We start from the raw sequence: 25,172 nt of genomic DNA, 5'->3' as shown, positions 1-25,172 counted from the left end.
GGAGTGCAATGGCATAAGCTTGCTTGACTGTGAGACCTACAAGTCGAACAGGGTCGAAAGACGGACATAGTGATCCGGTGGTTCTGTATGGAAGGGCCATCGCTCAAAGGATAAAAGGTACGCTGGGGATAACAGGCTGATCTCCCCCAAGAGCTCATATCGACGGGGAGGTTTGGCACCTCGATGTCGGCTCGTCACATCCTGGGGCTGGAGAAGGTCCCAAGGGTTGGGCTGTTCGCCCATTAAAGTGGCACGCGAGCTGGGTTCAGAACGTCGCGAGACAGTTCGGTCCCTATCTGTTGTGGGCGTTGGAAGTTTGAGTGGATCTGACCTTAGTACGAGAGGACCGGGTTGGACAGACCTCTGGTGAACCTGTTATGCCGCCAGGTGTACGGCAGGGTAGCTACGTCTGGAATAGATAAGCGCTGAAAGCATCTAAGTGCGAAACTAGCCACGAGATGAGACTTCCTTATAGGGTCGTAGGAGATGACTACGTTGATAGGCCATAGGTGTAAAGGTTGAGAGACCAAAGCCAAGTGGTACTAATAGCCCGAAGCTTTCTCAAGCAGACAGACACTGTTGTCTTCCTCTTTAATTTTTGAAGTAATCTTTCAATATATATGTCATTTAGACGTGGACATGGATACGTGCTATCTGGGACCTAACAGGATCTCAATACTCATATCTCATATCTCACATCTAAAAAGATCTTTAGGTGCCTATATCGGCGGTGTCTACCTCTTCCCATTCCGAACAGAGCAGTCAAGCCCGCCAGAGCCGATGGTATTGCCGTAACAGGTGGGAGAGTAGGTCGGTGCCTTTTTTTACACGGAAGCCCTTGCTGGAAACAGTCAAGGGCTTCTTTCGTTTAGATACTTTTTACAGAGCTTTTTGTTCAACAGGGATATCGGATCCGGGGGAAGTCCGGGGAAACCGGCCCGGAACAGGAGGCCTGGAAACCAGTCAGGGCCGACGGAAACGTTCAACTAAAATCACTTGACTCCTGCAACATTATTATTAGACAATCGTTTGCATTTCGCAAGCTCTTTTTTACTTGGATTTACTATTGTATTATTGTTATGTTAATTTAACAGCATTTCGCAGCTTTCTCATGGGTGGAAATACAGCAATGCGATTTAATATTATAAATGATACACATGAAGATATCTTTTTGGAGTACAAAAGCGCAGGTTAGTTTATTGGTGGGATTGGCTTCTCCGTTTATTTTTCAATCGAATAAGGTCGGTGCGATGACTCATCCGCCTGCTAATTATAAGATGGAACAAACCGCTACTGTTAGTAAGATTATTGCTGTACAGAAAATTAATCCAACAACAGTGGAGATTGTATATGAAAACAACCAAAGGCTGACATTGGATTTCTATGGAAATCATATTTTCAGAATGTTTCAGGATACACACGGTGGTATTATCCGCGATCCGGAAGCGAAACCTGAGGCAAAGATCCTTGTCGAACAACCGCGAAAAGCGGTGAATGAGCTGGAAGTAAAAGATGAGGGAAGTCGCGCTACAATAACAACCAAGGACATTGTGTTCTCCATAGATAAACAAACCTCTCAGTTTAGTATCCTCAATCGTATCACGAATAAAGTTGTAGTCGAGAGCTTAAAGCCTATTGCTTTCGAATCTAAACAAGTGACCTTAACGTTGAAAGAAAATAAGGATGAGTACTTTTTCGGTGGTGGCGTACAAAATGGACGCTTCTCCCATAAAGGTAGAGCGATCGCCATTGAAAACCAAAATAGCTGGACCGATGGTGGCGTAGCATCTCCTACACCTTATTTTTGGTCAACGAACGGTTATGGCTTTATGTGGTATACGTTCAAAAAAGGGAATTACGCATTTGGGGCAAAGACAAAAGGTACCGTAAAATTATCCCATGACACGGATTATCTGGATGTCTTTTTTATGATCAACGATGGTACGGTACCCTTACTTAACGATTTTTATCAGTTAACCGGTAATCCTATACTTCTGCCAAAATTTGGTTTGTATGAAGGTCACCTCAATGCATATAATAGAGATTTTTGGAAAGAAGATGAAAAGGGAATTCTGTTTGAAGATGGAAAACGCTATAAAGAAAGCCAAAAGGAAAACGGCGGTATAAAAGAGTCATTGAATGGCGAAAAAGGGAATTACCAATTTTCGGCCCGTGCTGTTATAGATCGCTATAAAGCACATGATATGCCTTTGGGATGGATTCTGCCCAATGACGGTTATGGCGCTGGATATGGTCAGACCGAGACTTTGGACGGAAATATTAATAACCTAAAGGAATTTGGTGATTATGCCCGTAAAAACGGCGTGGAAATTGGCTTATGGACGCAGTCTGACCTGCACCCTAAGGATAGTATCAGTGCATTACTGCAAAGAGATATTGTCAAAGAAGTGCGTGATGCAGGTGTCCGGGTGTTAAAGACGGATGTCGCCTGGGTAGGGCCCGGTTATTCCTTCGGCTTAAATGGTGTCGCTGACGTTGGGCATACCATGCCTTATTATGGTAACAATGCACGACCGTTTATTATTTCATTGGATGGTTGGGCAGGAACGCAACGCTATGCCGGTATTTGGTCGGGCGATCAGACTGGTGGGGTTTGGGAATATATCCGATTCCATATTCCGACGTATATCGGTTCTGGTCTTTCCGGACAGCCAAATATTACCTCGGACATGGATGGAATCTTTGGTGGAAAAAACTTTAAGGTGAACATTCGGGACTTTCAATGGAAAACTTGGACACCAATGGAATTGAATATGGATGGATGGGGATCCAACGAAAAGTATCCACATGCTTTGGGCGAACCCGCAACTTCCATCAACCGTCTTTACCTGAAGCTGAAATCCCAATTAGTTCCTTATAGCTATAGTATAGCTAAACAGGCTGTCGATGGCCTGCCGATGATTCGTGCGATGTTTTTGGAACAGGCAAATCAGTATACACTTGGAAAGGCGACACAATATCAGTATTTGTATGGACCTAATTTTTTGGTGGCACCGATCTATCAGGAGACACGCGTGGATGAGAAGGGCAATGACATCCGAAATGGTATCTATTTGCCTGATGGAGAATGGATAGATTACTTTACCGGTGACAAATATACCGGTGGACGTATCATCAATAATTTTGATGTACCAATTTGGAAACTACCAGTTTTTGTTAAAAATGGAGCCATTATTCCAGTTACGAATCCAAATAATAATGTACAGGAGATCAAAAAGGATCAGCGTATTTACGAGGTATATCCGTTTGGAAATTCTGAATTCACGGAATATGATGACGACGGAAAAACAGAAGCTTATCGTTATGGAAAAGGCGTAAATACCAAGATTTCTTCCATACAGAAAGACGACAAAGTGCTGTTCACAATAGCGCCGTCAGCGGGGGAATTTGAGGGATTTGAAAAAGTGAAAGCGACAGAAGTCCGTTTTAATGTAACCGCTGCTCCGAAGAAAGTGACTGCTAAAGTCAATAAAAAAGGAATAAAACTTCAGGAGGCACATTCACTGGCTGAATTTAAAAACCTGGAAAATGCCTACTTCTACGATACACAATCTGATCTGAATCAGTTTGCAACAAAGGGATCCGAATTTGAAAAGGTCAAGCTGATCAAAAATCCGATGGTATTAGTACGTATCGGTAGGCAGGATGTGTCAGCAGCAGCGCTAGAAATACAAGTTGATGGGTTCAGATTCACGCCTAATGATGCGCATTTGGCACAGACGGGAGCGCTTAGGCCTCCTAATGCCAATGTAACGGAGAGTAATACCCAAGCCTACACATTAACACCGACATGGGAGAAGGTCGCCAATGCAGACTATTATGAGATTGCGTTTAATGATCTGATATACTCGACCATTGAAGATAATCAGTTGTTATTTGAGGGGTTGGATGCAGAAACTGAATATAACTTTAAAATCCGATCTGTTAATAAAGCTGGTGCTTCTGATTGGAGTACATTTAGTGCAAAAACAAAAGCTAATCCGTTGGAGTTTGCGATCGAAGGTATTAAAGCGGAGACCTCCGTAGACAATCAAGGAGGCAACGGCATCAATAAACTGTTCAACTACGATGAAGGGGATATGTGGCATACCAAATGGGGGCAAACTGCGGTTCCGTTTGATATTACGCTAGATCTGAAATCCGTCAATCAGCTGGATAAGTTTGAGTACCTTCCTCGGACGGATGGTGGCAACGGCATCATTTTAAAAGGTAAAGTATTTTATAGCAATGATAAGGATACCTGGTCTGAAGCCGGAAGCTTTGAATGGAAACGTGATGGCGAAATGAAGGGCTTTAGTTTTGGTCAGCATCCTGTCGCACGCTTTATTAAGATTTCGGTTTCGGAGGCTGTCGGCGGCTTCGGTTCAGGTCGTGAGCTCTATGTCTTTAAGGTGCCTGGATCGACTAGCTATTTACCCGGCGATATCAACAACGATCGCCTGATCGACCATAACGATCTGACTTCTTATATTAATTATACCGGATTAAGAATGGGGGATGGTGATTTTGAAGGCTATGTGAGTAATGGTGATGTCAATAAAAATAAGTTGATTGATGCCTATGATATCTCAAATGTTGCCGTGTCGATCGAGGGGGGAGCCAAACCAACCAGAGCGGAGAAAGTTGCTGGTAAGCTAAAATTGACAGCATCCAGGACGTCCTTAAAATCTGGCGATATCGTTGAAATCACCGTAAGCGGCGAAAACCTTAAAGCAGTGAATGCGCTTAGCTTCGCATTGCCTTATAATCAGGGCGATTTTGAGTTTGTGGGAATAGATCCGCTACACCTGAAGGAAATGAATAACTATACCAATGACCGTCTTCATACAAACGGCAGCAAAGCTTTGTATCCTACTTTTGTGAATTTGGGCAATAAGGAAACACTGAATGGCTCGGAAGTGTTATTTAAGATCAAATTGAAAGCCAAACGTAATGTTAACTTCAATTTAAAAGCGATAGACGGTATTCTAGTTGATAAGAAACTCAATTCGATCAGTTTTTAAAGTAGATTTTGCAACGACGATAAAAAAGGGGAATGTTAACATTCCCCTTTTTTATGCAATGGTAATCCGATCAGGAATACGAGCATCTGGCTTACGCATACCGCTGGATTTAGCCGACGGTAAAAGCAATAAAGTGAGGCCCTATTTTGATCGTATCTCGCTTATTTGTCGCTCCCAGATGATAGTGCATTAATTTAATATCATGTTAAGATCCATCAGGAGGATCTCCGTATCGGGCGAAGTGGCCATGAGTTTAATTTCCGAAACGTCCCAGATACCAAAGCCATCTCTCGTTTCCAACTCTTGTCCCGCTACGTTGACGCTTCCGCTTAAGACGAAAATATAAACGCCATTTCCAGCTTGCTTAACTTTGTAATTTGTTTCGACACCTTTGTCAAAATTACCCATATGAAACCACGCATCCTGATGTATCCATACTCCTTCGTCGGCAGGATCAGGTGAGAGGATCTGTTGAAACTTATTGTGTCTTTGTGATTTGTCCAAGGTGATCTGATCGTATCGGGGTGCTACATTGCGTTGGTTCGGGTAGACCCAGATCTGCAGAAATTTAACAATCTGATCGGTATTTTTATTGTACTCACTATGCATGATACCTGTTCCTGCGCTCATCACCTGGATATCTCCCTTTCGGATGATGGCCTGATTGCCCATACTGTCTTCATGCTCCAGGTCCCCTTCCAAGGGAATACTGATAATTTCCATATTGTCGTGCGGATGCAATCCGAACCCCCTGCCTTCGGCAACAATATCATCATTCAGTACCCGGAGTACACCGAAATGCATACGTTCGGGATTATGGTAATTGGCAAAACTAAAGGTATGGTTACTCCGCAACCAGCCATGATCCGCATAACCCCGGCTTGTTGCTTTGTGTAGTACACTATGGTTTTCCAGTTGATCGGAGTTGTATTGCAACGCATTGGCATCCAGTGTTTCCAAAGGTTCTATTTCATCGATGTCATTCTTCATGACATCTGCTGACTCAGTACTTGATGCAAATATTCCGGAACCTAAAAGTCCCTTTTTTATAAAGTTTTTTTTATTCATGATCTTACGATTTATGTATTCAAAATTAGCCTGCTAAGGAGTGTTTCTCATTGAACTGGTTTAATAACCGAAAAAAACAGAACATTCCCGGTGAATTCATTTATTTGTCAGGAATCAAATCTGGGAATAAACTATAGATTTCATTTTTCAAAAGTCCACTTCCACCGCCATAATGTTTTATCAAACCAATTGGATGGTCTAAATAAGAAAGATGGTCTATGATCTCGGTTTCTTCCTGTGTTGATAAACCTGAGCTCAGCAGCAGGATGTCGCCAGGGTAACTGGAGAGGTATTTCTTACAAGTGAGGAGATCTTGTTGAATGACCGCTTGCCAGCCATTTGTACCTGTTATGATCCGCTGTAGTGTGTGGAGAATTTCCTCGTTTTTTCCGAACAAAATAATGATTAAATTTTTCATTTAATTGTTTGTTTTCATGATTGTATTTACCACGGCATTACCTTTTAATATCTTTGAAATCGGACATTCATCAGCAATTTGCTGTAAACGTAATACCGTGTTTTCTTCGATTGCATGCCCGAATGAAATTTCTCGGTCAAAATAGGTCACTACTTGCTCTTTTTCAATTCGTAAATACATATTGGCCGTGACTTGTATTTCATCGATGTGAAGTTCTTTTCTGTCAATATACATCCGTAAGGTTGCTAATGTACAGGAAACGAGGGAAGAGACCAATAGGGTGTATGGGTCAGGCCCGAGATCTTTGCCACCCAATTTTTCAGGTTCATCGGTAATCAATTCACCGTTGCGCCATAGAATGGTCGTTTTATATTTTTGCTGGCCAATATGACCGCTGACAGGATTCTCTAAGATATATTTCATACGATGTATTCCTTTGATTTGATACAACAAAATTAAAGTCCATTTGATTCAATTCCATTGATGTAGTTCAAGAAATATGGAAAAGAAGGACTTATTTGACTACCTGAATTTGACAGCGTATTCGGCATGATAGAACAAGAAATAATTGTTTGAAAAATAAAATGGCAATGTGAGCTCAATCGCCTAAATTTTCTTAATTTTAGATTGTTTTTATATTTTTATGATGAAGAGATTTTTACTTCTTGCATGTATAGCCTGTATCGTTCCGTTTGCGGCTTTTTCACAATCCCATGAACTTCGTGTCGGTGTAACTTCCGGTGTCTCCAATTTTACGGGGTCTGGAAGCATCGCTAAAAGCACTTTAAATGGCTCTGGTCAGCAGGATTATTATACCAATAATCCTTACGGTAAAAAGTATGGAATTAATTTGGGGGCTGCAGTGAACTACCGTTATGTCTTTGCAAATAATTTTCTTTTAGGTGTAGAAGGTGCTTTTGAACGTTTACAGACCAAGGTTGACCTAGAAGGCAACGAATTCGCAAATGGCAGTCGTGGACTGACCAAGCTCAACCAACAATTTTTGAATTTTAATCCCTTTGTCGGCTATCGTGTTTATTTTGAACCGATGACAATGGATATGCAATTCGGTGTTGATGTAGCGAAGACGTTGAGCATCAAGGAAAACGGAAGTATCGAAGATAAGAGTGGCAATAAGACAAGTTTTGAACGGGATAGAGGTAAAGTAATTGATGTCGATATCCGCCCGCGATTACAGTTTAATGTCAATTATGACCGTTATACGATTTTTGCAGGCTATTCTTGGGGCTTGAAGGATTATCATGATGGAATGCTTGGCGCCGATCCCGGGCCGGCACGATTGAATGTGTTTCGCCTGGGACTGCAATATCAGTTTTTAACTCCGATTTATAACAATGACTAAAAGTCGGCTGGAAGCATTTAGTGATGGCGTATTGGCCATCATCATTACCATTATGGTACTCGAACTAAAAGTACCTGAAGGTTACACTTTTGCAAGTTTAAAACCCCTGTTTCCCAAAATCGTCTCCTATGTAGTCAGTTTTGTCTATGTCGGGCTGTATTGGAATAATCACCATCATCTTTTTCAGATTGTTCAGAAAGTCAATGGGAAAGTATTATGGGGAAATTTACACCTTTTATTTTGGCTCTCCTTGATGCCTTTGACAACCAACTGGATTGGTGAATCCCATTTTGAACGTGATCCCATTATTGCCTATGGCGTTGTATTGATCATGTGTTCCGTAGCCTACAATATTGTTGAATATTTTGCGGTCCAGACGGAAGGAGAAGAGTCCGCTTTAAAACGTGCCGTCAAATCGAAGACCAAGGAGAACATTTCTACAGCCTTGTATTTTCTCGGGATCGGTATATCTTTTATAAATCCGTACGTCAGTCTGTTGATGTATGGTACAGTAGCCATCATGTGGTTAATTCCGGATCGTCGCATCGAAACCTTAATGAAAGATCAGTGAGTAGCTAACCCGAGCGATTCGCAAATAAATTGATAGCGTAGTTCGACGGATGTTTTAGGTACTTCTATGACCTCATATCCAAGCCGTTCATAGACACTTTTCATCTGATGGAATGTAGCTTCGGCTTCTTCCCAAGTCTGCTTTCGCTCATGATCGGTTTCATAAATTTCCTGCCATGGCGGAAGGATAAATATTTTTTTATGATAACGGTATTTTTTAGCTTCTTCAAGTAAGGGAGCTGCAACAGTTAACTTTTCCATGTCGATATAGGCGAGTGTATCTGGAATACCTCGGTCAAAAAAGACATACTCTTGGCGTTGGGTGTTTTCTTTGATTTCGAGAAGGTAACGAGCATTGGACGCTGCCAACATTAATGAGGCATAATGTTGCTTATTCTTCCAAGGTAAGCCATCGCCGTTTTTTGCCACCTGTTCTTGAATGATTCGACGTGCTTCTTCGGGCACGGTTCTATAGCCTTCTTTTTTTAGCTTGTTGAGTAATGTAGTTTTGCCGACTCCGGGTCCCCCGGTTAGGACAATAAAATAATCTGTCTGATCCATATAAAAAAAATGTCATGATCCTCCAATGCATTGAATATTGGTGCTTATTTGAAGGATGTAAAGATTGAAATGATTAGGTGTATTGCTTGGCGATTTTCTTCTCGGGCTCTACATAAAATAGATAAAGGAAGAAGAGAAAAGTATACTCAAGTGGTTTCATTACCCTATAGGTTAGGTTTGATGCCCCGACCGAGTTGATTCTGGTAGAGATGTTGTATCCGTATCTGTCGTAAAAATAACGTACATAACGATGCAACTTGGGAGATAGGTCGCTTAAGATTTCCTCAAAGGCATTGGCCACCAACAGTTGACGGTTAACGATGATCGTATTTCCATGCCGATTCCCTAAGCGTAAGGGTTTTACAATTGCTGGATCACCTTTTGCTGCCACGGTACAGAGGTAATGTCCCCGATGGTCTAAAATAGGTGGATGCATTTTCTGAGAAAAAGCCCAGGTAGTGGTCTCGGTGAATACTTTGGCCATTGAGTCACTATCCTGGCCAAATAGGATAAGAATAGCAGTCATGACGACAAAGAAAGGAACGAGTAAGATCAGCGCCCATACCGGATAGTCCATCTTGGACGAAAGCTGCCTATTGATCTTGTTCAGTATGGGATTTCGATAGTTTCTGTGGATCGCTGTTGCCTTCTCCTCCTGAATGATCTTCCAGATAAAACCTATGCCAAAACAAAAACAGAAAAGCGGTGTGAAAATAAAGTAAAAGGTTCCTTCATTCCCGACATAGCTACTTAAGGTTGATGTATCGTGATAGCTTACCTGAGTCAGCACAAAGATACTGATTATAGATCCCAACATCAAAATAATAAGGGCAAGGACTAAAGGGATCGGTGGTATTTGCCGGCCCTTTATCCAAACGGCGATTACAGCAACATTGAAAGCAACAAAATAGATAAACAGCGATAAGGCATGTTTCCCACCAAAAGGTAGGTAGCAGGCGCCATCAACGGGATCGACGGCCTCATGATATTGACTCGAATGGGTCAACAGACCAGCTCCAAATAAAGCTATGGATAGTATGTAGCCAATAACAACAGTATATTCAACGGAAGATATCTTTTTATTTTGCTTTTTAACAGCGGAACGAAGTAGATAATTTAATCCCGCAAAAAAAGCAATGATAAGGAATAAAACAAGGTACATGGCAGCGAATAATAGGAGTGGACGAAAGGGGTTAAAATTCTTCGAAGGTATTGGTAAATCCTGCAGGCCCCAACCAATTTTCCAAATGAGCGGGATTGGCGCAAGCCTCAAAGACCCGGTCTATCGCTGCGTGGACGATCCTGGAGCTAAGGATTTCATTGTCAGGTGAATGTGTCGGTGGGATTTGTAACATTGTCTCTCTGTGCTCGGATTTAACCAAATAAACGCTTCCAGAAGTTTTTCTTTTTGCTGATTTCATGTGTATTCTCCGTATCTGTTTCCGCAGGATCTACATGTACTTTTTCAACTTTCACATTGGGTAGAATCTCATTTTCAGGGAGACCATTACGCTGTTCGATGTCTTTGATCTGCTCGAATGCTGTGGTTTGATAAAGCAATGGACCTTCTTTGTCGCAGTTAAAGAGATTAGAATAACTTTTAGACTCATTCAGATCAAAAGGCTGAGGTTCCACAACTTCTGTAGCTTCCAGGAGGCCTAGACCACGCTCTTTGGCAAAATTCAATGCCTTTAAGAAAATCGTGATGCGTCCCTCAGAAAATAATTGATCCAATTCCGACCTAATTTCAGGATTATGGTGATAGTCTTCCAACAGGCGAATGACCTGATCGGCTGAAATATATACGCCGGAGCAATAATTTTCAATAAGCTTGTTTTGTATTTTTTTTGTGAGCGAAGCTATTGGAATAAATTCTTCCCATTTTTTATAATAGGAATCTAATAGTGTATTCGTTGAAAAAGATAATGCGCCGCCACGGACATAGAAATAGGTCTCAAAAAAACCTTGAACGACGGCGATAAAGAAACCATGTGTTTTGTCGAAATAATCATTTTGATCTGTTTCCCGACCGGCGTTTATGGTGTCCTGATATTTTGTTTTATAGAAATCATCAATTTGATACTCGGATGCCAGCGTTTCTATTTTTTCAGGATTTGCAATCAATTCAAAGTACCAGGCGTTAATCTGTTCTTCAGAAATAGGATGGTAACTAATATCAAAGCCCATAATCAGCGGTTTTTAATCTGTTGTTCTATAACTGCTAAATTATTAAAATTTAGCGTGTTGGTCAAGTGAAATGCAAAAGATAATATCGGGGTTGGTGCGGTATACGTTTTTTTAGCCTATTAAGGATGCAATAGTGAAGAATTGGATGGTTTGCCGGTTTAACTAATATTAGTTAATTTCGGACAAAATAAAAATTTATATGAAGCACTTACTATTTGTTATTTTCATGTCGGCGAGTCTATTTTTCACCGCCTGCCAAGCTCCAAGCCCAGAAAATTTTTTCGGAAAAGTTGTTCTAAATACCAATCTTATAGCCGATTTTGCTCCTGATCGTTTTGGTAAACGCCTCGAACAGGAGACTGTTGAATTTGCCGATATCCCCGCGAGTAAGAACGCAGGTGATGAGGCGCAGAAATCCGTGGACATCAAGATCCAGACAGTAGAGAAAGCATTAAAAGATATCAATGCACTCAATGTTTCGGATGATGATGCAAAAGCATTAAAAGAAAAATCCATCGCCTTATTTGAAAAGGTGCTGCCAGTCTATAAAAATGAGTATACTGCTTATGCTAAACTTTGTGATACAAAGGGATCTGCTGAAGAAAAGCAGGCATTGCTACAAAAAATACAGCACGATTACATGCCGGGGATTGATAAAACATTTGATGAGGTATATGTTCTAGGAAAAGCGTATGCCGAAAAGCATAATCTTAATGTCAACTGGGGCAACTAAAATGGATCAGGAAGTAAACTTATATAGAAATAGAAGCAAAACTGCTAAGCTTCTAAGCCTGTCAGGCGTGATTTGTATCGTTCTTTTATTGCTCTTTTTGTACTGTATCGGAATATTTGACGGTGAACTAAAAGTGAAACCTGCGGTATTCTCGGGCGGAATATTGCTTATAATGCTAGGTCTCTTGGTGAATAGCTTATTAAGTCTTCGGGACAAGTCTGCGCAGATTTCATTACATAAAAGTCATTTCTCCGGAAAAACTACACCAATGGCAAAAGCTTTCGGTGCCGGTAATTGGGATGACGTCACAGCAATAAACTTACAGAAAGTAGGTGGAGATACGTTAGTGATTGTCACTTTAGGCAATGCTTCCAATTATAAAGACCGGCTTCCAGCGATGTTATGGAAAATGGCTTATGATGAAGCGTCACAACAGCTAAATATCATGTACTCGGCTTCTGTGATAGCAATCGAACCCAGCGAACTTTACGAACTTTTTATGACGTATTGGCAAAACTCAAAAAAGGGATCTATGATCAGCTAAGGCATAAGAATCAGCTGATTATAAGAGCTGACAAAGTGTAACGGATCGCGAACTTTACAGCATATTGATCTTGCGTTGGATAGTTTCCTGTTCCAGGGAGCTTTTTGCCAATGCCTGTGCACGCTGAAAGTTCGCGATTGCTTTTTGTCGATCTATATCCTTATAGAGCTCTCCCAAGAGTGTATAATAAAAGTGGTTATCCATTAGATTTAGTTTTTTTGCCTCGGTCAGTGCAGTTTTTGGACCTTTAGCTTTGTATAAGGCAAAGTTTCTGTTGAGTGCTGCACCCGGCGAATAATTCACCGCCAGCAAACGATCGTAAAGCTGAAGGATTTCGTTCCATTTTTCTACGGTATCTGCTTTTGCACAATGCCACTGTGCAATTTTTGCTTCGATATGGTAGGAGGTCAATTGATCGCCATCTGCCGACAGATTCAAAAAATAAATTCCCTGATTGATTAAGGCTTGGTTCCAAAGTTTCTCATTTTGTTGTTCATACAGAATGAACTCTCCATCGATACTGTGTCGGGCATCGAAGCGTGAGGAGTGAAAACAGATTAACGCGATGAGTGCATTCGTTTTGGGGACATTTGTCTTTTCGTAAGTGGATAACATGAGCGCCAGGCGTAGGGCCTCAATACACAGATCCTTTCTCAGAATCTCATTCTGGGTCTTGGAGTAGTACCCTTCGTTAAACAAAAGGTAAATAATATGCAATACGTTATCCAGCCTTTTCACGATTTCCTTTTCAGAAGGCAATTCAAGCTGGATCTTTTCTGTGCGAAGCTTTTCTTTTGCCCGGAACAACCGTTTGTTGATGGTTTCCTTGTTTGAAAGAAAGGCTTCGGCAATTTCTTCAATCCCAAAACCACAGAGAATCCGCAGTGCAAGACCTATCTGGGCTTCACTGGCAATCGCAGGAGTGCAGATGGCAAACAGCATCTTTAACTGACTATCCTTGATGTTCTCTTGTGTGAAACTAAATTCATCGGTATAATCCACGGCACGCTGATTTTGATGTATTTCCGGAATCACTTTGTCTTCGAAAATTTTATTCCTTCTAAAGTGACTTAAGGTTTTCTGTTTAGCTACAGTATACAGCCAGGCGGTTGGGTTTGCGGGCAAACCTTTCGTTTGCCATGATTCCGTAGCCAGCAAAAAAGTCTCACTGACAATATCTTCGGCAGTTTCGATGTGTTGTAGCCCAAAACGTTTTGAAATTACAGCGACGATCTTGGTGAATTCTTGTTGAAAAAGCTGTTTTAGAAAGTTAGATTCCATCATACATAATAGGGCAGTTGCATAGCATACAACTGCCCATAAAGTTTTTTTTAAACCAAAAGTGCCCTGATTTCAACGCTGCCGCTAGATTCCAAAATGGGACAACCATGCGCCAATGTCGTCGCTTCTTCAAGGTTTTCTGCGGAGATGACAATAAAACCCCCGAGGCTTTCCCGGATCTCCACAAACGGGCCATCCGTAATAATCCCGCCCGGTTTTAATACTTTTCCACTTTTTTCAAGACGTGAGCCGTGGTCAGATAGTTTTCCCTGTGCTTCAATACCACCGATCCAATCCTCCCATTTTTTGTTTATTTTGGCAATTTCTTCTTCGTTCAAAAGAGGCTGTTCTCCGCCGGCCTGCCGAAATAATAAGATGAAATCCTTCATGCTTCGCGTTTAATTTGTTAAATAAATTGATTTATCTCGTTTTAGCTTAGTTATGCTGTCTGCACTTTATGTTGGCCCACTTTGTATCCGCCAGCTTCAGTGCGGAAAGAAATATTAAAACGGTTGTATGCATTGATCGTGGTTATAGCTAAAGTCAGGTCGATGAGTTCCTCTTCAGAAAATTCCTGATTTGCAATGGCGTAAACTTCGTCAGGTACATCTCCATTGGTTATTTTCGTTACTGCTTCAGCCCAGACCAACGCGGCGCGTTCACGTGCACTATAAAGTGGTGCTTCACGCCAAGCGTCCAATAAAAATAGACGTTGTGGATTTTCACCTGTGGCAAGCAAATCTTTTGAATGCATATCCAGGCAATAAGCACAGCCATTGATCTGTGATACTCTAAAATAAATCAGATGCAAAAGCTCTTGTTCGATGGTACATTTACCTAGATAAGCTCCCAATCCAAACATAGCCTTCATCGCGTTTTGGCCTTTTGCGAAAAAATTGATTCGTTGTTTCATTTTATTATTGTTTTAAGTGTAACTGTTTTACACTACAATAATGATTGAAGTTAAAGAAATTGGACATAAGGCGCTAAATATTTTTTTATTTGTTTTTAATGTATTGTTTATTAATTACTTATGTTTTATTTTTTCTGACAAAATTCTAATAATTTTCTATTGGATCTCTAATGGGCATCCTCAGGACGATTGCGGACCTTTGCAGGCAAATTCCATACTTGACTGAAGATCGGAAAGATGCAGCGATGTGAATTGTAAAATCCTTGAGGTGATTGATCAACAATCAACAACAATTGCTATTTTTAGTCAAATTACTCCAATGAAACTGATAACATATACGTTCACTATCCTGAGTTTTGGAATGCTGGCGTCCTGCGGGTCGGGTTCCGATACCAAAAAAGCCCTTGCGGATACGACCTCCAATGCAAGTTTTAAAGCTTACGAAGATAGATTCATCGAGCAGCTCTGGAAAGAAAATCCGGAATGGGCCACACAGGTAGGTTTTCATCGATACGATTCGTTATTGACGATTCCTGATGCTAAAAGCAGGGCATCACGCTTGGAATTTTCAAAACAGCAGCTCGATCAGTTAAAAAGCTTTGATCTGCATGATCTGAATCTCTCGCAACAAACGGACTACCATTTGATTCAGAATTATCTGGAATCCAATGTGTGGTCGATCGAAAAGGAGCGGGCTTACGAATGGAACCCCTCTGCCTATAATGTAAGCGGCACCATCGCCTTTATGTTGGCTGAGAACTATGCTCCACTGCACGACCGCCTACATGCTATTGAACAGCGCATGGCGAAAATTCCAGCCTATTATGAAGCCGCAAAAGGGCAGATCAAGAGTCCAGCTTTGGTATTGACAGATTTGGCCATACAGCAAAATTTGGGCGGATTATCCGTATTTGAAACGGATCTGCGTGATTCTCTAAAAAAATCCAATCTTCCGGCAACTGAAAAAGCAGCTATTCAAACGAAAGCCGACCAAGCTGTAAAAGCAATAAAGGGATTTGTGACCTATTTAAAGGAGACATCCAACCCGTCTCCGCGAAGTTTTAGATTAGGGAAGGAATTATATGATCAAAAGTTTAAATTTGACATTCAGTCAGGATCTACCGCTGCGGAGATCTACGATGCAGCAAGGGCACGTAAGCGTTATTTGCATACCGAAATGCATAAAATCAGTAAGCAGCTATGGCCAAAGTATTTTGGAAAGGCCGTGCAGCCCACAGATAGTTTGGTCCTGATCCGCAAGATGATTGATACCTTGTCAGTCAACCACGTCAAAGCGGAAGATTTTCAGTCTGCAATTGAAGCACAGATTCCAAAACTGGTGGAATTTGTGAAGAAGAAGGATCTCTTATATATTGATGACAGTAAGCCTTTGGTTGTGCGGAAAGAACCTGCTTACATGGCCGGTGTGGCCGGAGCCTCTATCAGTGCTCCCGGTCCCTACGATAAAGGTGGAAATACATACTACAATGTCGGTAGTCTTGTGGGATGGACCAAAGAAGCTTCAGAAAGCTATCTGCGGGAATACAATCACTATATTTTGCAGATTTTGAATATCCACGAAGCTATTCCCGGACATTATACGCAATTGGTGTATGCCAATCAGTCACCGAGCTTAATCAAGAGTGTTTTGGGCAACGGCGCGATGATCGAGGGCTGGGCCGTATATACCGAGCAGATGATGCTGGAAAATGGCTATGGTGACAATGCACCTGAAATGTGGTTGATGTGGTATAAATGGCATCTGCGGACTGTGTGTAATGCAATATTGGATTATAGTGTGCATGTGAAGAATATGAGTGAAAAAGATGCAATGCATTTATTGGTTGATGAAGCATTTCAACAACAGGCCGAAGCCGCTGGAAAGTGGAAAAGAGTATCCGTTAGCAGTGTGCAGTTGACCTCCTATTTTACGGGATATAAAGAAATCTACGATTTAAGAGAAGCTGTTAAAAAGGAGGAGGGTGCTCAATTTAAGCTGAAAGCCTTCAATGAGAAATTTTTAAGTTTTGGCAATTCACCGGTAAAATATATCCGGGAAATGATGCTTAAGAAGTAAGTTTAACGCAACTTCAGCAACAAGCCACACGATTATCGTGTGGCTTGTTGTTTTATTCCATGCCATTCCGCTGCGTTTGCGAGGTAGTCTTTATCTTATTAGGCTACTTTGGCAAATTTGTTCCGATATTCTATGGGCGTAAGGCCTGTTATTTTCTTGAAGATATCCCGAAAGGCTTTGGTGTCTGTATAACCCACATCATACATTACTTGCGAAACATTTTTCCTTGATGCCTCAAAAAATTTCTTGGCAGCCTCTATCCGCACACGCTGGATATACTCGACCGGTGTATTGTTTGTCGCTTCTTTAAATCTGCGCTCAAAAGTCCTGCGGCCAATGTTTGCAAAATTCGCAAGGTCCTCAACAGTAATTCTTTCCTCATATTTCAGTTCGATGTAATCCTGTGCTTTCTGGATATCCACATCGTCGTGATTTCGCTGTCCACGGAATATTGCAAACTGTGACTGACTGTCCCGACTGATATCCAGCGCAAAATATTTAGCTATCATAACAGCTGTTTCGCGGTCGGAAAACTTTTCGACGAGATACAGAATTAAATTCCAAAGGCTGCTGGCGCCGCCGCTGCTGTATATATTGTCGTTTTCGGTGATAACGGCGCCATCTTCGATTTCTATTTCGGGGTATTTTTCCTTGAACTCGCTGATATAAGCCCAATGAGTCGAGCATTTTTTTCCATTTAAAAGCCCAGTTTCTGCCAGAAGAAAAGCTCCCACGCATAAGCTGGCCAAGCGGGTGCCTTTTAAGTGAAGTTTTCTAAAATAAGGTATGGCTTCGGCATTGTCCCTTATTCCGGTGTCAATATCACCAAAAGTCGGCGGTATGATCAGTAGATCGGTACGATCGACATTTTGCAGTAAGCGATTTGTTTTTATGGTGTACTCGCCGCTATTGGCTGGCACATATTCACTCAGGCCTACATACTCAACATTGAATATCGGTTTTTTTCCAAAAGCCGATAAAAATTCATTGGCCGTATGAAAGGTTCTAAATGCTGGCGTAATACCTTCAATAGTACCGTATTTGGGGACAAAAACTGAGACTTGCATATCTTTTGGGTTTATGTGATAAAGGTACAAATTGTTTTTGTCGTAATCCACCCCTAAAGTTGTCGGTTTTACAATACGCCGGGCTTTAAAATCCTTTGCATCTTTGCTATATCATTATAAACAAATAAAAAGAAATCATGGAAACACAAACAAAAATCAACGTGGAAGCCACAGTAAATGCACCGGTAGAAAAAGTATGGCAACAATGGAACGCACCAGCAGATATTATGCAATGGAATACTGCAGATCCAAGCTGGCATTGTCCGAGCAGTCAAAACGACTTGCGTGTGAATGGCACTTTTAAAAATCGGATGGAAGCAAAGGATGGCAGTTTTGGGTTCGATTTTGAAGGAACTTATGATAGGGTTGAATTGCATCGGGAAATCGCCTATACCATGTCTGACGGCCGGACAGTAAGCACACTGTTTTCTGAAAGAGATGGAAAGACAATTATCAGCACCACTTTTGATGCGGAGCAGATGAATGATCCTGAATTTCAGCAACAAGGCTGGCAGTCGATCCTTAATAATTTTGTAAAACATGTTGAATCAACGAATTAATCACCTTAAAATAGCAACATCATGAAAAAGAATAAAATTATCTTCTGGATAGCGACGATATTAATTGTTATCTGGGAAGGCGTTATGCCGCTTGGCACATTACTATTTGCACCGCAATATATGAATGCTGGAACCAAACCTTTAGGTTACCCGGACTATTTTGCCTATGCTCTTATTATCTGTAAAGTGCTCGGAGTCATCGCTATTGCCATTCCACAGTTTCCGGCTAAATTAAAAGAATGGGCTTATGCAGGATTGACATTCAGTTTGGTATTTGCCTTTATCAGTCATGCCTGCGTGGATAAAAATATAACCTTTATGTTATTGCCCCTTATCGTACTGGGTATACTGATGTTATCTTATGTCTATCGGTCAAAGATAGCCGGTACAAGTCGTGCCGCACAGCAGCATACCTATACAGGTGCATCAGCGGTATCTTAATATCATGGTGTTCCCATCGGAAAGGATGGGTTGATCAAAAATTTATTAGAAAGAACAAAAAGATCATATTATCTATTTACATTATAAACAATCAAACGAGATGAAAACAAATAGTGTTTCTTTACATCGGGTTATTCAGGCGAGTCCTGAAAAAGTCTTCCGCGCATTCGCGGATCCGGTAGCGCATGCCTCCTGGTTACCCCCTTATGGTTTTGTCTGTACCGTACAGCAGATGGACTTTAAAGTAGGCGGTCAATTCAAGATGACATTTATCAATTTTGGTACGGGCAATGGTCATTCCTTTGGCGGTGAATATTTGGAAATCATACCCAATGAATTTATCAAATATGTTGACCGCTTTGATGATCCCAATTTACCCGGAGAAATGACAACGACAGTTTCGCTGCGTGCAGTCAGCTGTGGTACTGAACTTAAAATAGAACAAACAGGAATTCCTGAAGTTATCCCCGCCGAAATGTGTTACCTGGGATGGCAGGAATCGTTGGAAAAAATGAAAAAACTTGTGGAGCCCGTCATACCGGATGCATAGTTTAATTCAATTTGTTTAGGATATGGAACGGTTAAGAAGCGGGGTTTTTATCACATTTTCGGGGGATTGTAGAAAGGCGCTTACGTTTTATCAGTCATGTTTTGGCGGGAGCCTGGATTTTGACAGGCTAGATAAAAAAATAAATGGGTATTCAGAGCTGCCTATTGTAAGTGCCTCTCTTATTTCTCCCAGTGTGGTTATCTATGGTTCGGATCTGGTACACGATGATGGTCGAAAAATTGGCAACTATCTTTCGGTGTTTTTGCCTTGTACGAATGTGGCAGACCGTGGCCGGCTTGTCGCTAAGCTGGCGGCAGGGGCTGGTCAACCTGTATTAGGTAACAACGAGACGGATCAATTGGTGGAAGTGACAGATATTTTTGACGTAAAATGGATATTGGGGATCTTGGGATGAAAGTTTATTCCGTTGTAGCCAACAGCTATTATTGTGGCAATTTGGGCAAATGGCAGCAGAAACTGATACCCTAATATAGCAATGATCTGTATCCATTATCATTATTCGCGGAAGTGTATTTTTGTGTATGCTTCAGGCAAAGTTGATAACAGTAATTAAGTGATAATAATGGAATTACAGATACGGAATAGCACCCCGCAGGATATTGATTCGATTTTTAAGTTTTATAAGTTTGCGACAGATTTTCAAAAAGCAAAATCCATGGTTTCTTGGCCTGAATTTGACCGGAAGCTTATTGAGCAGGAACTGAAAGAGCATAGGCAATGGAAAATGGTTGCCGGTCGGGATATTGCCTGTGTCTGGGCGACTACATTCGACGACCCTGATATCTGGGAAGAAAGAAATGAAGATCCGGCGGTTTATATTCATCGCATTGCCACAAATCCCGATTTTAGAGGTAAGAATCTCGTTCAGTACATTGTGCATTGGGCGATTGAATATGCCATTGCAAATAATAAGAATTTTGTTCGCCTGGACACGGTGGGGGAAAATAAGGGACTTATTGAACATTATACCAGATGTGGTTTCGAATTTCTGGGATTAAAGAAACTTCGCGATACATCCGGTCTGCCCGCACACTATGATAAGGCCACGGTAAGTCTATTTGAGTTAAAGCTCTAAGCGGCCATTCCAATCTGCCTATACGGTTTTCATACCTCGATGAACTGTATGGGCAATAACTGTTTTTAGTTGATATTTTATTGAAAAATAGGTAGATCTACCTGTTTTCTTGTGAACTTTTGTTATATTGTTGTAACAAATTGTCGTTGCTGTATACTAACGAATTATTAACAGTTAAACTTATTTATGAATTTATCAATAGAAAATCTCAGTAAAACCTATCCTAATGGTGTAAAAGCACTAGACGAAGTAAACTTAGAAATAAAGCCGGGAATGTTTGGTCTCCTCGGACCAAATGGAGCAGGAAAATCATCCTTGATGCGCACTATAGCTACTCTTCAGAAACCCGATCATGGCCGCATTACTTTTGGTGATATTGATGTCCTTGGAAAGCAAATGGAACTGCGAAAAATTTTGGGTTACCTACCACAGGAATTTGGTGTTTATCCGAACCTTTCGGCGATAGATTTATTACACTATTTCGCGAAACTCAAAGGGATTAAGACGGGTGCTGATCGGCAGGCTATCATCAAGCGTGTACTGGAAGTAACCAACCTCTGGGATGTCCGAAACAAGAGTGTGAGTGGTTATTCGGGGGGAATGAAACAACGCTTCGGCATTGCCCAGTTATTGCTGAACGATCCCAAACTGATTATTGTTGACGAACCTACTGCGGGACTGGATCCGGCTGAAAGGCATCGTTTTTTAAATGTATTGCGGGAGATCGGAACCAATCATACGGTTATTTTTTCGACACATATTGTGGATGATGTCCGCGAATTATGCCATGAACTTGCTATTCTCAATGGGGGTAAAATACTATTGCGCGGCACGCCAAAGGAGACAATAGAACAATTGGAAGGCAAGATCTGGGTACGGATCATTAGCCGCGATCAATTGGATGAGTATACACAGAAGTATAATGTAATTTCTACAAACTATAATCAGGATAATACGCTCAATATCCGGGTTTATAGTGATGTGCAGCCAGATGAATCCTTCGTAAATGCACAAGGGCAACTGGAAGATGTCTATTTTGTTGCACTAAAAACTGACCAGCGCCATGTTTAGTCCAATTTTTAATTTTGAGTTTACACGTTGGTTTAAGAATGCTGCCGTCTATATTTATATGGCTTTATTCTTTGTCCTGTCGTTGTTCATCATGTTGTCCTCACTAGGGATATTTGATGGCGTCACAGCGACGACATCATCCAATACCATCAGAAATTCGCCTTGGGCTATTAATGAGATGATAAACGGGATGTCTTCCATTATCTATTTCTTAATTCCCTCGATTGTGGGGGCCTGTGTTTATCGGGATTTTCAATATAATGTACATACCATTCTCTTTAGTTATCCGTTTACCAAAACAGATTATCTATTGGGCAAGTTTTTTGGATCGATAGCCGTCGTACTCGTCATCGTACTGGCATCCACCTTAGGTATTGTTGTTGCACAGTTCGTTCCAGGGATTAATCCAGATTTGTTGGGTCCCATACATATTTTAGCCTACTTCCAGACCTATCTTATTCAGGTTATCCCCAATCTGGTTATTCTCAGCGCTATTATTTTTGTATTGGTCACTTTTACCCGTAATGTATATGTAGGTTTTGTTGCGGTGCTGGTGCTTATTATTGTACAGGTACTCGTGCAGAATCTGACAACAAACGCTGATCATCGTTATCTTGGGGCATTGATAGATCCCTTTGGTGATAGCGCCATTTCTTACTATACGCAATATTGGTCTCCTGAAGAAAAGAACACAAACAATCTTCCTTTTCTGGGAGCAATTATCTATAATCGTCTGATATGGCTTGCTGTAGCCGCATTGTTTATTGGCGGATTTTACCTTTTATTTTCTTTCTCACAGGATTCCATTTCAGTGAAGACAGGCAAGAAAGGAAAACGATTGACAAAAAATAATTTTGACAGTGTTTTTCGGCTCAATCTACCGAAAGTGAACTACGACTTTTCAATCGTCCACTATTTGAAAACGACTTGGACACTTGCGCGGTATGACTATCGATACATTGTTAAAAATCCGGTTTTTTTGATTCTAACCCTGGTCGGCGTATTGTTTATCATCTTGATGGCTAGTACAATCGGTGCGATTTTCGGTACCTCGACTTATCCTGTTACCTGGAAAATGCTGATGATACCGGGAACGACCTTTAAATTCTTTTTGTTGATTCTGACTTTTCTCTTCAGTGGTTTATTGGTTCATCGTGGCAGCATTACACGGATGGGCGGATTATTGGATGCGACACCAGTTCCGAACTGGGCGCTCATGGGCTCCAAAATAATCGCGATCATCTTAATGCAACTGACCTTGCTTGCAGTGGTGATGCTCACCTGTATGGCATTTCAGGTCTATCATCATTATTATCATTTCGAAATCGGGCAATACATCATGCACTTGATGGTGTATGGTATGTTGGCAAATATCGTATGGCTATTTGTGGCCATCTTTGTACATACGCTCTTCAAAAATTATCTGGCTGGTTTTTTTGTCCTGTTAACCTTATTTATCGGATTGCCATTTTTATCGATGGTAGGCGTGGAGCAGGCGATTTATCAGTTTAACCAAGGGCCGGGGCTTGACTATTCAGATATGGACGGTTTTGGCTATATCTTACCCTTTTTAACCTATCGTGTCTATTGGCTGCTATTTGCGGTGTTTTTTCTTACGATAGCCCTCTTACTTTGGCGTAGAGGTGGATTTTCGGGGATGAGGGAGCGTTGGGAAATATTAAAAACAAACTTAAGCCCGGCGAGTATAACTGTCCTTCTCCTGAGCTTTATTGGCTTTGTGGGGATCGGTGCGGGCATATATTATGAGAACCATATTAAAAATCCTTATTATACAAGTCTTGATCATGAAAAGCAGTCCGTGGAATGGGAAAAGAAGTACAAAAAATATCAATTTCGGCCTCAGCCCCGTGTTGTTGACATCAAGTTCAATATGGATATCCATCCTTCCACGCGTAGCTTTAAAGCACAGGCTTCTTATGTGCTTAAGAATAAGACTACGTTTACCATAGACTCTATTTTTGTCAATTATAATGACTATGACTATACCTTTTCTTTCGATGTGCCTCATAAGCTGATATCGGCCGATGATATTTATAATTTCAATATCTATAAGTTGGCCAAGCCAATGGCACCGGGGGATTCTATCATCTTAAACTTTAGTACAGTTAGTCCGGTTAATACGTGGGTCAATGAAAAGTCTCCTGTTAAAGGCAATGGAACTTTCATTAACAATATGCTATTTCCGAATATCGGTTATTTAGATCGGGGCGAGCTGGTGGATAATGATATCCGTAAAAAATATGGATTACCTTACCGGGATCGTATGGCTTTGCCTACGGATTCCAATGCGCGAAAGAACAATTATATTTCAAATGATGCAGACTGGATTCGGTTTGAGGCAACTGTAAGTACGGATAGGGATCAATTGGCCATTGCTCCGGGGTACTTGACCAAACAGTGGGAGAAAAACGGAAGAAAATATTACCAGTATAAAATGGATTCAGCGATTCTGAATTTCTTTGCTTTTAATTCCGCTCGATATGAAGTGAAAAAGGATCAATGGAATGGGGTTAATTTGGAAATCTATTACCACAAAGGGCATACCTACAATCTTGATCGGATGATGGCCTCGAGCAAGGCTTCCTTGGCCTATTATACCAGCCAATATAGTCCTTATCAACATCGGCAACTTCGAATCGTTGAATTTCCCCGAACAGCCGGAACTTTTGCGCAGTCTTTTGCCAATACCATTCCCTTCTCGGAGGCGATAGGTTTTATTGCGGATGTGGATGAGAAAAAAGACGATGCGGTGGATTATCCTTATGCTGTGACCGCGCATGAAATAGCGCATCAGTGGTGGGCACATCAAGTTGTCGGTGCCAATACACAGGGAGCCACATTGATGTCAGAAAGTATGTCTGAATATTCCTCTTTGAAAGTACTGGAAAAGAGGTATGGAAAAGGACAGATGCGCAAGTTTCTCAAAGACGCACTGGATGGCTACTTAACTGGAAGAAGCGCGGAGAAATTAGGGGAAAAACCGCTCATGTACAATGAGAACCAAATGTATATCCATTATCAAAAAGGCTCATTGGTATTGTACGCGCTGAGTGACTACCTTGGGGAAGATGTATTCAACCAAACAGCAAAAGCTTATTTGGAAAGTACGGCCTTCCAAAATCCACCTTATACAACATCCTTGGAATTTGTGGATTACTTTCGCAGAGCGACACCTGACTCCCTGCGTTATCTGATTAAAGACATGTTTGAGACGATCACCCTGTACAATAATAAAGTGGAGAAGGTGAGTACTAGAAAGTTGAAAAATGGAAAATATCAAGTGGATATTCAATTCGAAGTGGCTAAGTATCGCGTGGATGCCAATGGGAAAAAGAGTTACAATGATCAAGGAAGCAAACCGTTGTTATTTAAAAAATCAGATCGGGTGACATTGAAATCCTTGCCGCTGAGGGACTATATTGAGGTTGGTGTTTTTTCAAAAGCGGCGGATAAGAACAATGGCAAACCACAGGAAATTTACCTCAAAAAACATCGTATTGATCAGATCAATAATACGTTGACATTGGTTGTAGATCAAAAACCTACACAAGTCGGTGTGGATCCGTACAACAAACTGATTGATATTGATTCAGATGATAATAGAAAAGATATCTAACGACATTCCGG

General features: G+C 41.2%; 23 protein-coding genes and 2 rRNA genes. 15 read left to right on the top strand and 10 right to left on the bottom strand.

The annotated features are described in order from the left end of the window. From DCO56_RS28695 to DCO56_RS28685, 3 genes are all read left to right on the top strand, one after another. Nucleotides 1-566, top strand: a 23S ribosomal RNA gene (locus DCO56_RS28695); the annotation flags it as partial. Nucleotides 567-711: 145 nt separating this feature from the next. Then, nucleotides 712-823: ribosomal RNA gene (gene rrf, locus DCO56_RS28690) — 5S ribosomal RNA — on the top strand. 334 nt (nt 824-1,157) lie between these two features. Next, nucleotides 1,158-5,024: a TIM-barrel domain-containing protein gene (locus DCO56_RS28685; protein ID WP_108637097.1), complete on the top strand. Its 3,867-nt coding sequence runs from the start codon at nt 1,158-1,160 to the stop codon at nt 5,022-5,024. 189 nt (nt 5,025-5,213) lie between these two features. Here DCO56_RS28685 and DCO56_RS28680 read toward each other — a convergent pair whose 3' ends face one another. The 3 genes from DCO56_RS28680 to DCO56_RS28670 form a co-directional block, all read right to left on the bottom strand. Then, nucleotides 5,214-6,092, bottom strand: a complete 879-nt coding sequence (locus DCO56_RS28680) for a pirin family protein (RefSeq protein ID WP_108637096.1) — start codon at nt 6,090-6,092, stop codon at nt 5,214-5,216. Between the two features lie 100 nt (nt 6,093-6,192). After that, nucleotides 6,193-6,510, bottom strand: a complete 318-nt coding sequence (locus DCO56_RS28675; protein WP_108637095.1) for a hypothetical protein — start codon at nt 6,508-6,510, stop codon at nt 6,193-6,195. Continuing rightward, nucleotides 6,511-6,933: an OsmC family protein gene (locus DCO56_RS28670; protein WP_108637094.1), complete on the bottom strand. Its 423-nt coding sequence runs from the start codon at nt 6,931-6,933 to the stop codon at nt 6,511-6,513. A 220-nt stretch (nt 6,934-7,153) separates the two neighbouring features. Here DCO56_RS28670 and DCO56_RS28665 point away from each other — a divergent pair, with 220 nt between their 5' ends. Next, complete coding sequence (locus tag DCO56_RS28665; RefSeq protein WP_146191164.1) at nt 7,154-7,873, top strand: outer membrane beta-barrel protein; 720 nt, start codon at nt 7,154-7,156, stop codon at nt 7,871-7,873. Then, on the top strand, nt 7,866-8,444 hold the full coding sequence (locus tag DCO56_RS28660) for a TMEM175 family protein (RefSeq protein ID WP_108637092.1): 579 nt from the start codon (nt 7,866-7,868) through the stop codon (nt 8,442-8,444). Before DCO56_RS28665 ends, DCO56_RS28660 begins: the two co-directional genes overlap by 8 nt. Here the strand turns inward: DCO56_RS28660 and DCO56_RS28655 are convergent. The 3 genes from DCO56_RS28655 to DCO56_RS28645 all read right to left on the bottom strand — a co-directional run bounded on the left by DCO56_RS28655 (nt 8,438) and on the right by DCO56_RS28645 (nt 11,191). Further along, nucleotides 8,438-9,004, bottom strand: a complete 567-nt coding sequence (locus DCO56_RS28655) for an AAA family ATPase (RefSeq protein ID WP_108637091.1) — start codon at nt 9,002-9,004, stop codon at nt 8,438-8,440. The genes DCO56_RS28660 and DCO56_RS28655 overlap by 7 nt on opposite strands. A gap of 73 nt (nt 9,005-9,077) precedes the next feature. Then, nucleotides 9,078-10,166 carry a DUF6688 domain-containing protein gene (locus DCO56_RS28650; protein WP_108637090.1) on the bottom strand — a complete coding sequence of 363 codons (1,089 nt, stop codon included), beginning with the start codon at nt 10,164-10,166 and terminating at the stop codon, nt 9,078-9,080. A 212-nt stretch (nt 10,167-10,378) separates the two neighbouring features. Then, nucleotides 10,379-11,191 carry a hypothetical protein gene (locus DCO56_RS28645; RefSeq protein WP_108637089.1) on the bottom strand — a complete coding sequence of 271 codons (813 nt, stop codon included), beginning with the start codon at nt 11,189-11,191 and terminating at the stop codon, nt 10,379-10,381. Nucleotides 11,192-11,390: 199 nt separating this feature from the next. Between DCO56_RS28645 and DCO56_RS28640 the strand changes: the two genes are divergently transcribed. Together DCO56_RS28640 and DCO56_RS28635 are read left to right on the top strand one after the other, a co-directional pair. After that, the gene (locus tag DCO56_RS28640) at nt 11,391-11,924 is read left to right on the top strand and encodes a hypothetical protein (protein WP_146191163.1); all 534 of its coding nucleotides are present in this window, start codon (nt 11,391-11,393) and stop codon (nt 11,922-11,924) included. Further along, nucleotides 11,905-12,468, top strand: coding sequence for a hypothetical protein (locus tag DCO56_RS28635; protein WP_146191162.1), 564 nt, complete (start codon nt 11,905-11,907; stop codon nt 12,466-12,468). Before DCO56_RS28640 ends, DCO56_RS28635 begins: the two co-directional genes overlap by 20 nt. Before the next feature lie 54 nt (nt 12,469-12,522). Here DCO56_RS28635 and DCO56_RS28630 read toward each other — a convergent pair whose 3' ends face one another. The 3 genes from DCO56_RS28630 to DCO56_RS28620 are packed head-to-tail and all read right to left on the bottom strand — an operon-like array spanning nt 12,523 to nt 14,662. After that, nucleotides 12,523-13,752 (bottom strand): RNA polymerase sigma factor, encoded by a 1,230-nt coding sequence (locus DCO56_RS28630; RefSeq protein ID WP_245935933.1) that lies wholly within the window; start codon nt 13,750-13,752, stop codon nt 12,523-12,525. 47 nt (nt 13,753-13,799) lie between these two features. Then, complete coding sequence (locus DCO56_RS28625; protein ID WP_108637086.1) at nt 13,800-14,138, bottom strand: YciI family protein; 339 nt, start codon at nt 14,136-14,138, stop codon at nt 13,800-13,802. 50 nt (nt 14,139-14,188) lie between these two features. Beyond that, nucleotides 14,189-14,662, bottom strand: a complete 474-nt coding sequence (locus DCO56_RS28620; RefSeq protein ID WP_108637085.1) for a carboxymuconolactone decarboxylase family protein — start codon at nt 14,660-14,662, stop codon at nt 14,189-14,191. 319 nt (nt 14,663-14,981) lie between these two features. Between DCO56_RS28620 and DCO56_RS28610 the strand changes: the two genes are divergently transcribed. Continuing rightward, the gene (locus DCO56_RS28610) at nt 14,982-16,739 is read left to right on the top strand and encodes a DUF885 domain-containing protein (protein ID WP_108637083.1); all 1,758 of its coding nucleotides are present in this window, start codon (nt 14,982-14,984) and stop codon (nt 16,737-16,739) included. 98 nt (nt 16,740-16,837) lie between these two features. Here the strand turns inward: DCO56_RS28610 and DCO56_RS28605 are convergent, their stop codons facing one another. Continuing rightward, a complete protein-coding gene (locus DCO56_RS28605) occupies nt 16,838-17,806 on the bottom strand; it encodes a GlxA family transcriptional regulator (RefSeq protein ID WP_108637082.1) in 969 nt (322 codons plus the stop codon). A 137-nt stretch (nt 17,807-17,943) separates the two neighbouring features. Between DCO56_RS28605 and DCO56_RS28600 the strand changes: the two genes are divergently transcribed. The 7 genes from DCO56_RS28600 (at nt 17,944) to DCO56_RS28570 (ending at nt 25,161) form a co-directional block, all read left to right on the top strand. Then, complete coding sequence (locus tag DCO56_RS28600) at nt 17,944-18,366, top strand: SRPBCC family protein (protein WP_108637081.1); 423 nt, start codon at nt 17,944-17,946, stop codon at nt 18,364-18,366. A 21-nt stretch (nt 18,367-18,387) separates the two neighbouring features. Further along, entirely contained in the window at nt 18,388-18,807 is a 420-nt protein-coding gene (locus DCO56_RS28595; protein WP_108637080.1) for a DoxX family protein, read from the top strand. Nucleotides 18,808-18,907: 100 nt separating this feature from the next. Continuing rightward, on the top strand, nt 18,908-19,357 hold the full coding sequence (locus DCO56_RS28590) for an SRPBCC family protein (RefSeq protein WP_108637079.1): 450 nt from the start codon (nt 18,908-18,910) through the stop codon (nt 19,355-19,357). 22 nt (nt 19,358-19,379) lie between these two features. Further along, on the top strand, nt 19,380-19,772 hold the full coding sequence (locus DCO56_RS28585; RefSeq protein WP_108637078.1) for a VOC family protein: 393 nt from the start codon (nt 19,380-19,382) through the stop codon (nt 19,770-19,772). Between the two features lie 168 nt (nt 19,773-19,940). Continuing rightward, nucleotides 19,941-20,453 carry a GNAT family N-acetyltransferase gene (locus DCO56_RS28580; protein ID WP_108637077.1) on the top strand — a complete coding sequence of 171 codons (513 nt, stop codon included), beginning with the start codon at nt 19,941-19,943 and terminating at the stop codon, nt 20,451-20,453. 186 nt (nt 20,454-20,639) lie between these two features. Continuing rightward, nucleotides 20,640-21,524: an ABC transporter ATP-binding protein gene (locus DCO56_RS28575; protein ID WP_108637076.1), complete on the top strand. Its 885-nt coding sequence runs from the start codon at nt 20,640-20,642 to the stop codon at nt 21,522-21,524. Then, a complete protein-coding gene (locus tag DCO56_RS28570) occupies nt 21,517-25,161 on the top strand; it encodes a M1 family aminopeptidase (protein ID WP_108637075.1) in 3,645 nt (1,214 codons plus the stop codon). The genes DCO56_RS28575 and DCO56_RS28570 overlap by 8 nt, the downstream gene beginning before the upstream one ends. The last annotated feature ends 11 nt before the right edge of the window (nt 25,162-25,172 follow it).

Origin of the sequence: Sphingobacterium athyrii (assembly GCF_003071065.1) — a bacterium.
GTDB classification, from domain to species: Bacteria; Bacteroidota; Bacteroidia; order Sphingobacteriales; family Sphingobacteriaceae; genus Sphingobacterium; species Sphingobacterium athyrii.
Note: the sequence above shows the minus strand (reverse complement) of the source record. Positions and strands in the feature narration are given on the sequence as shown.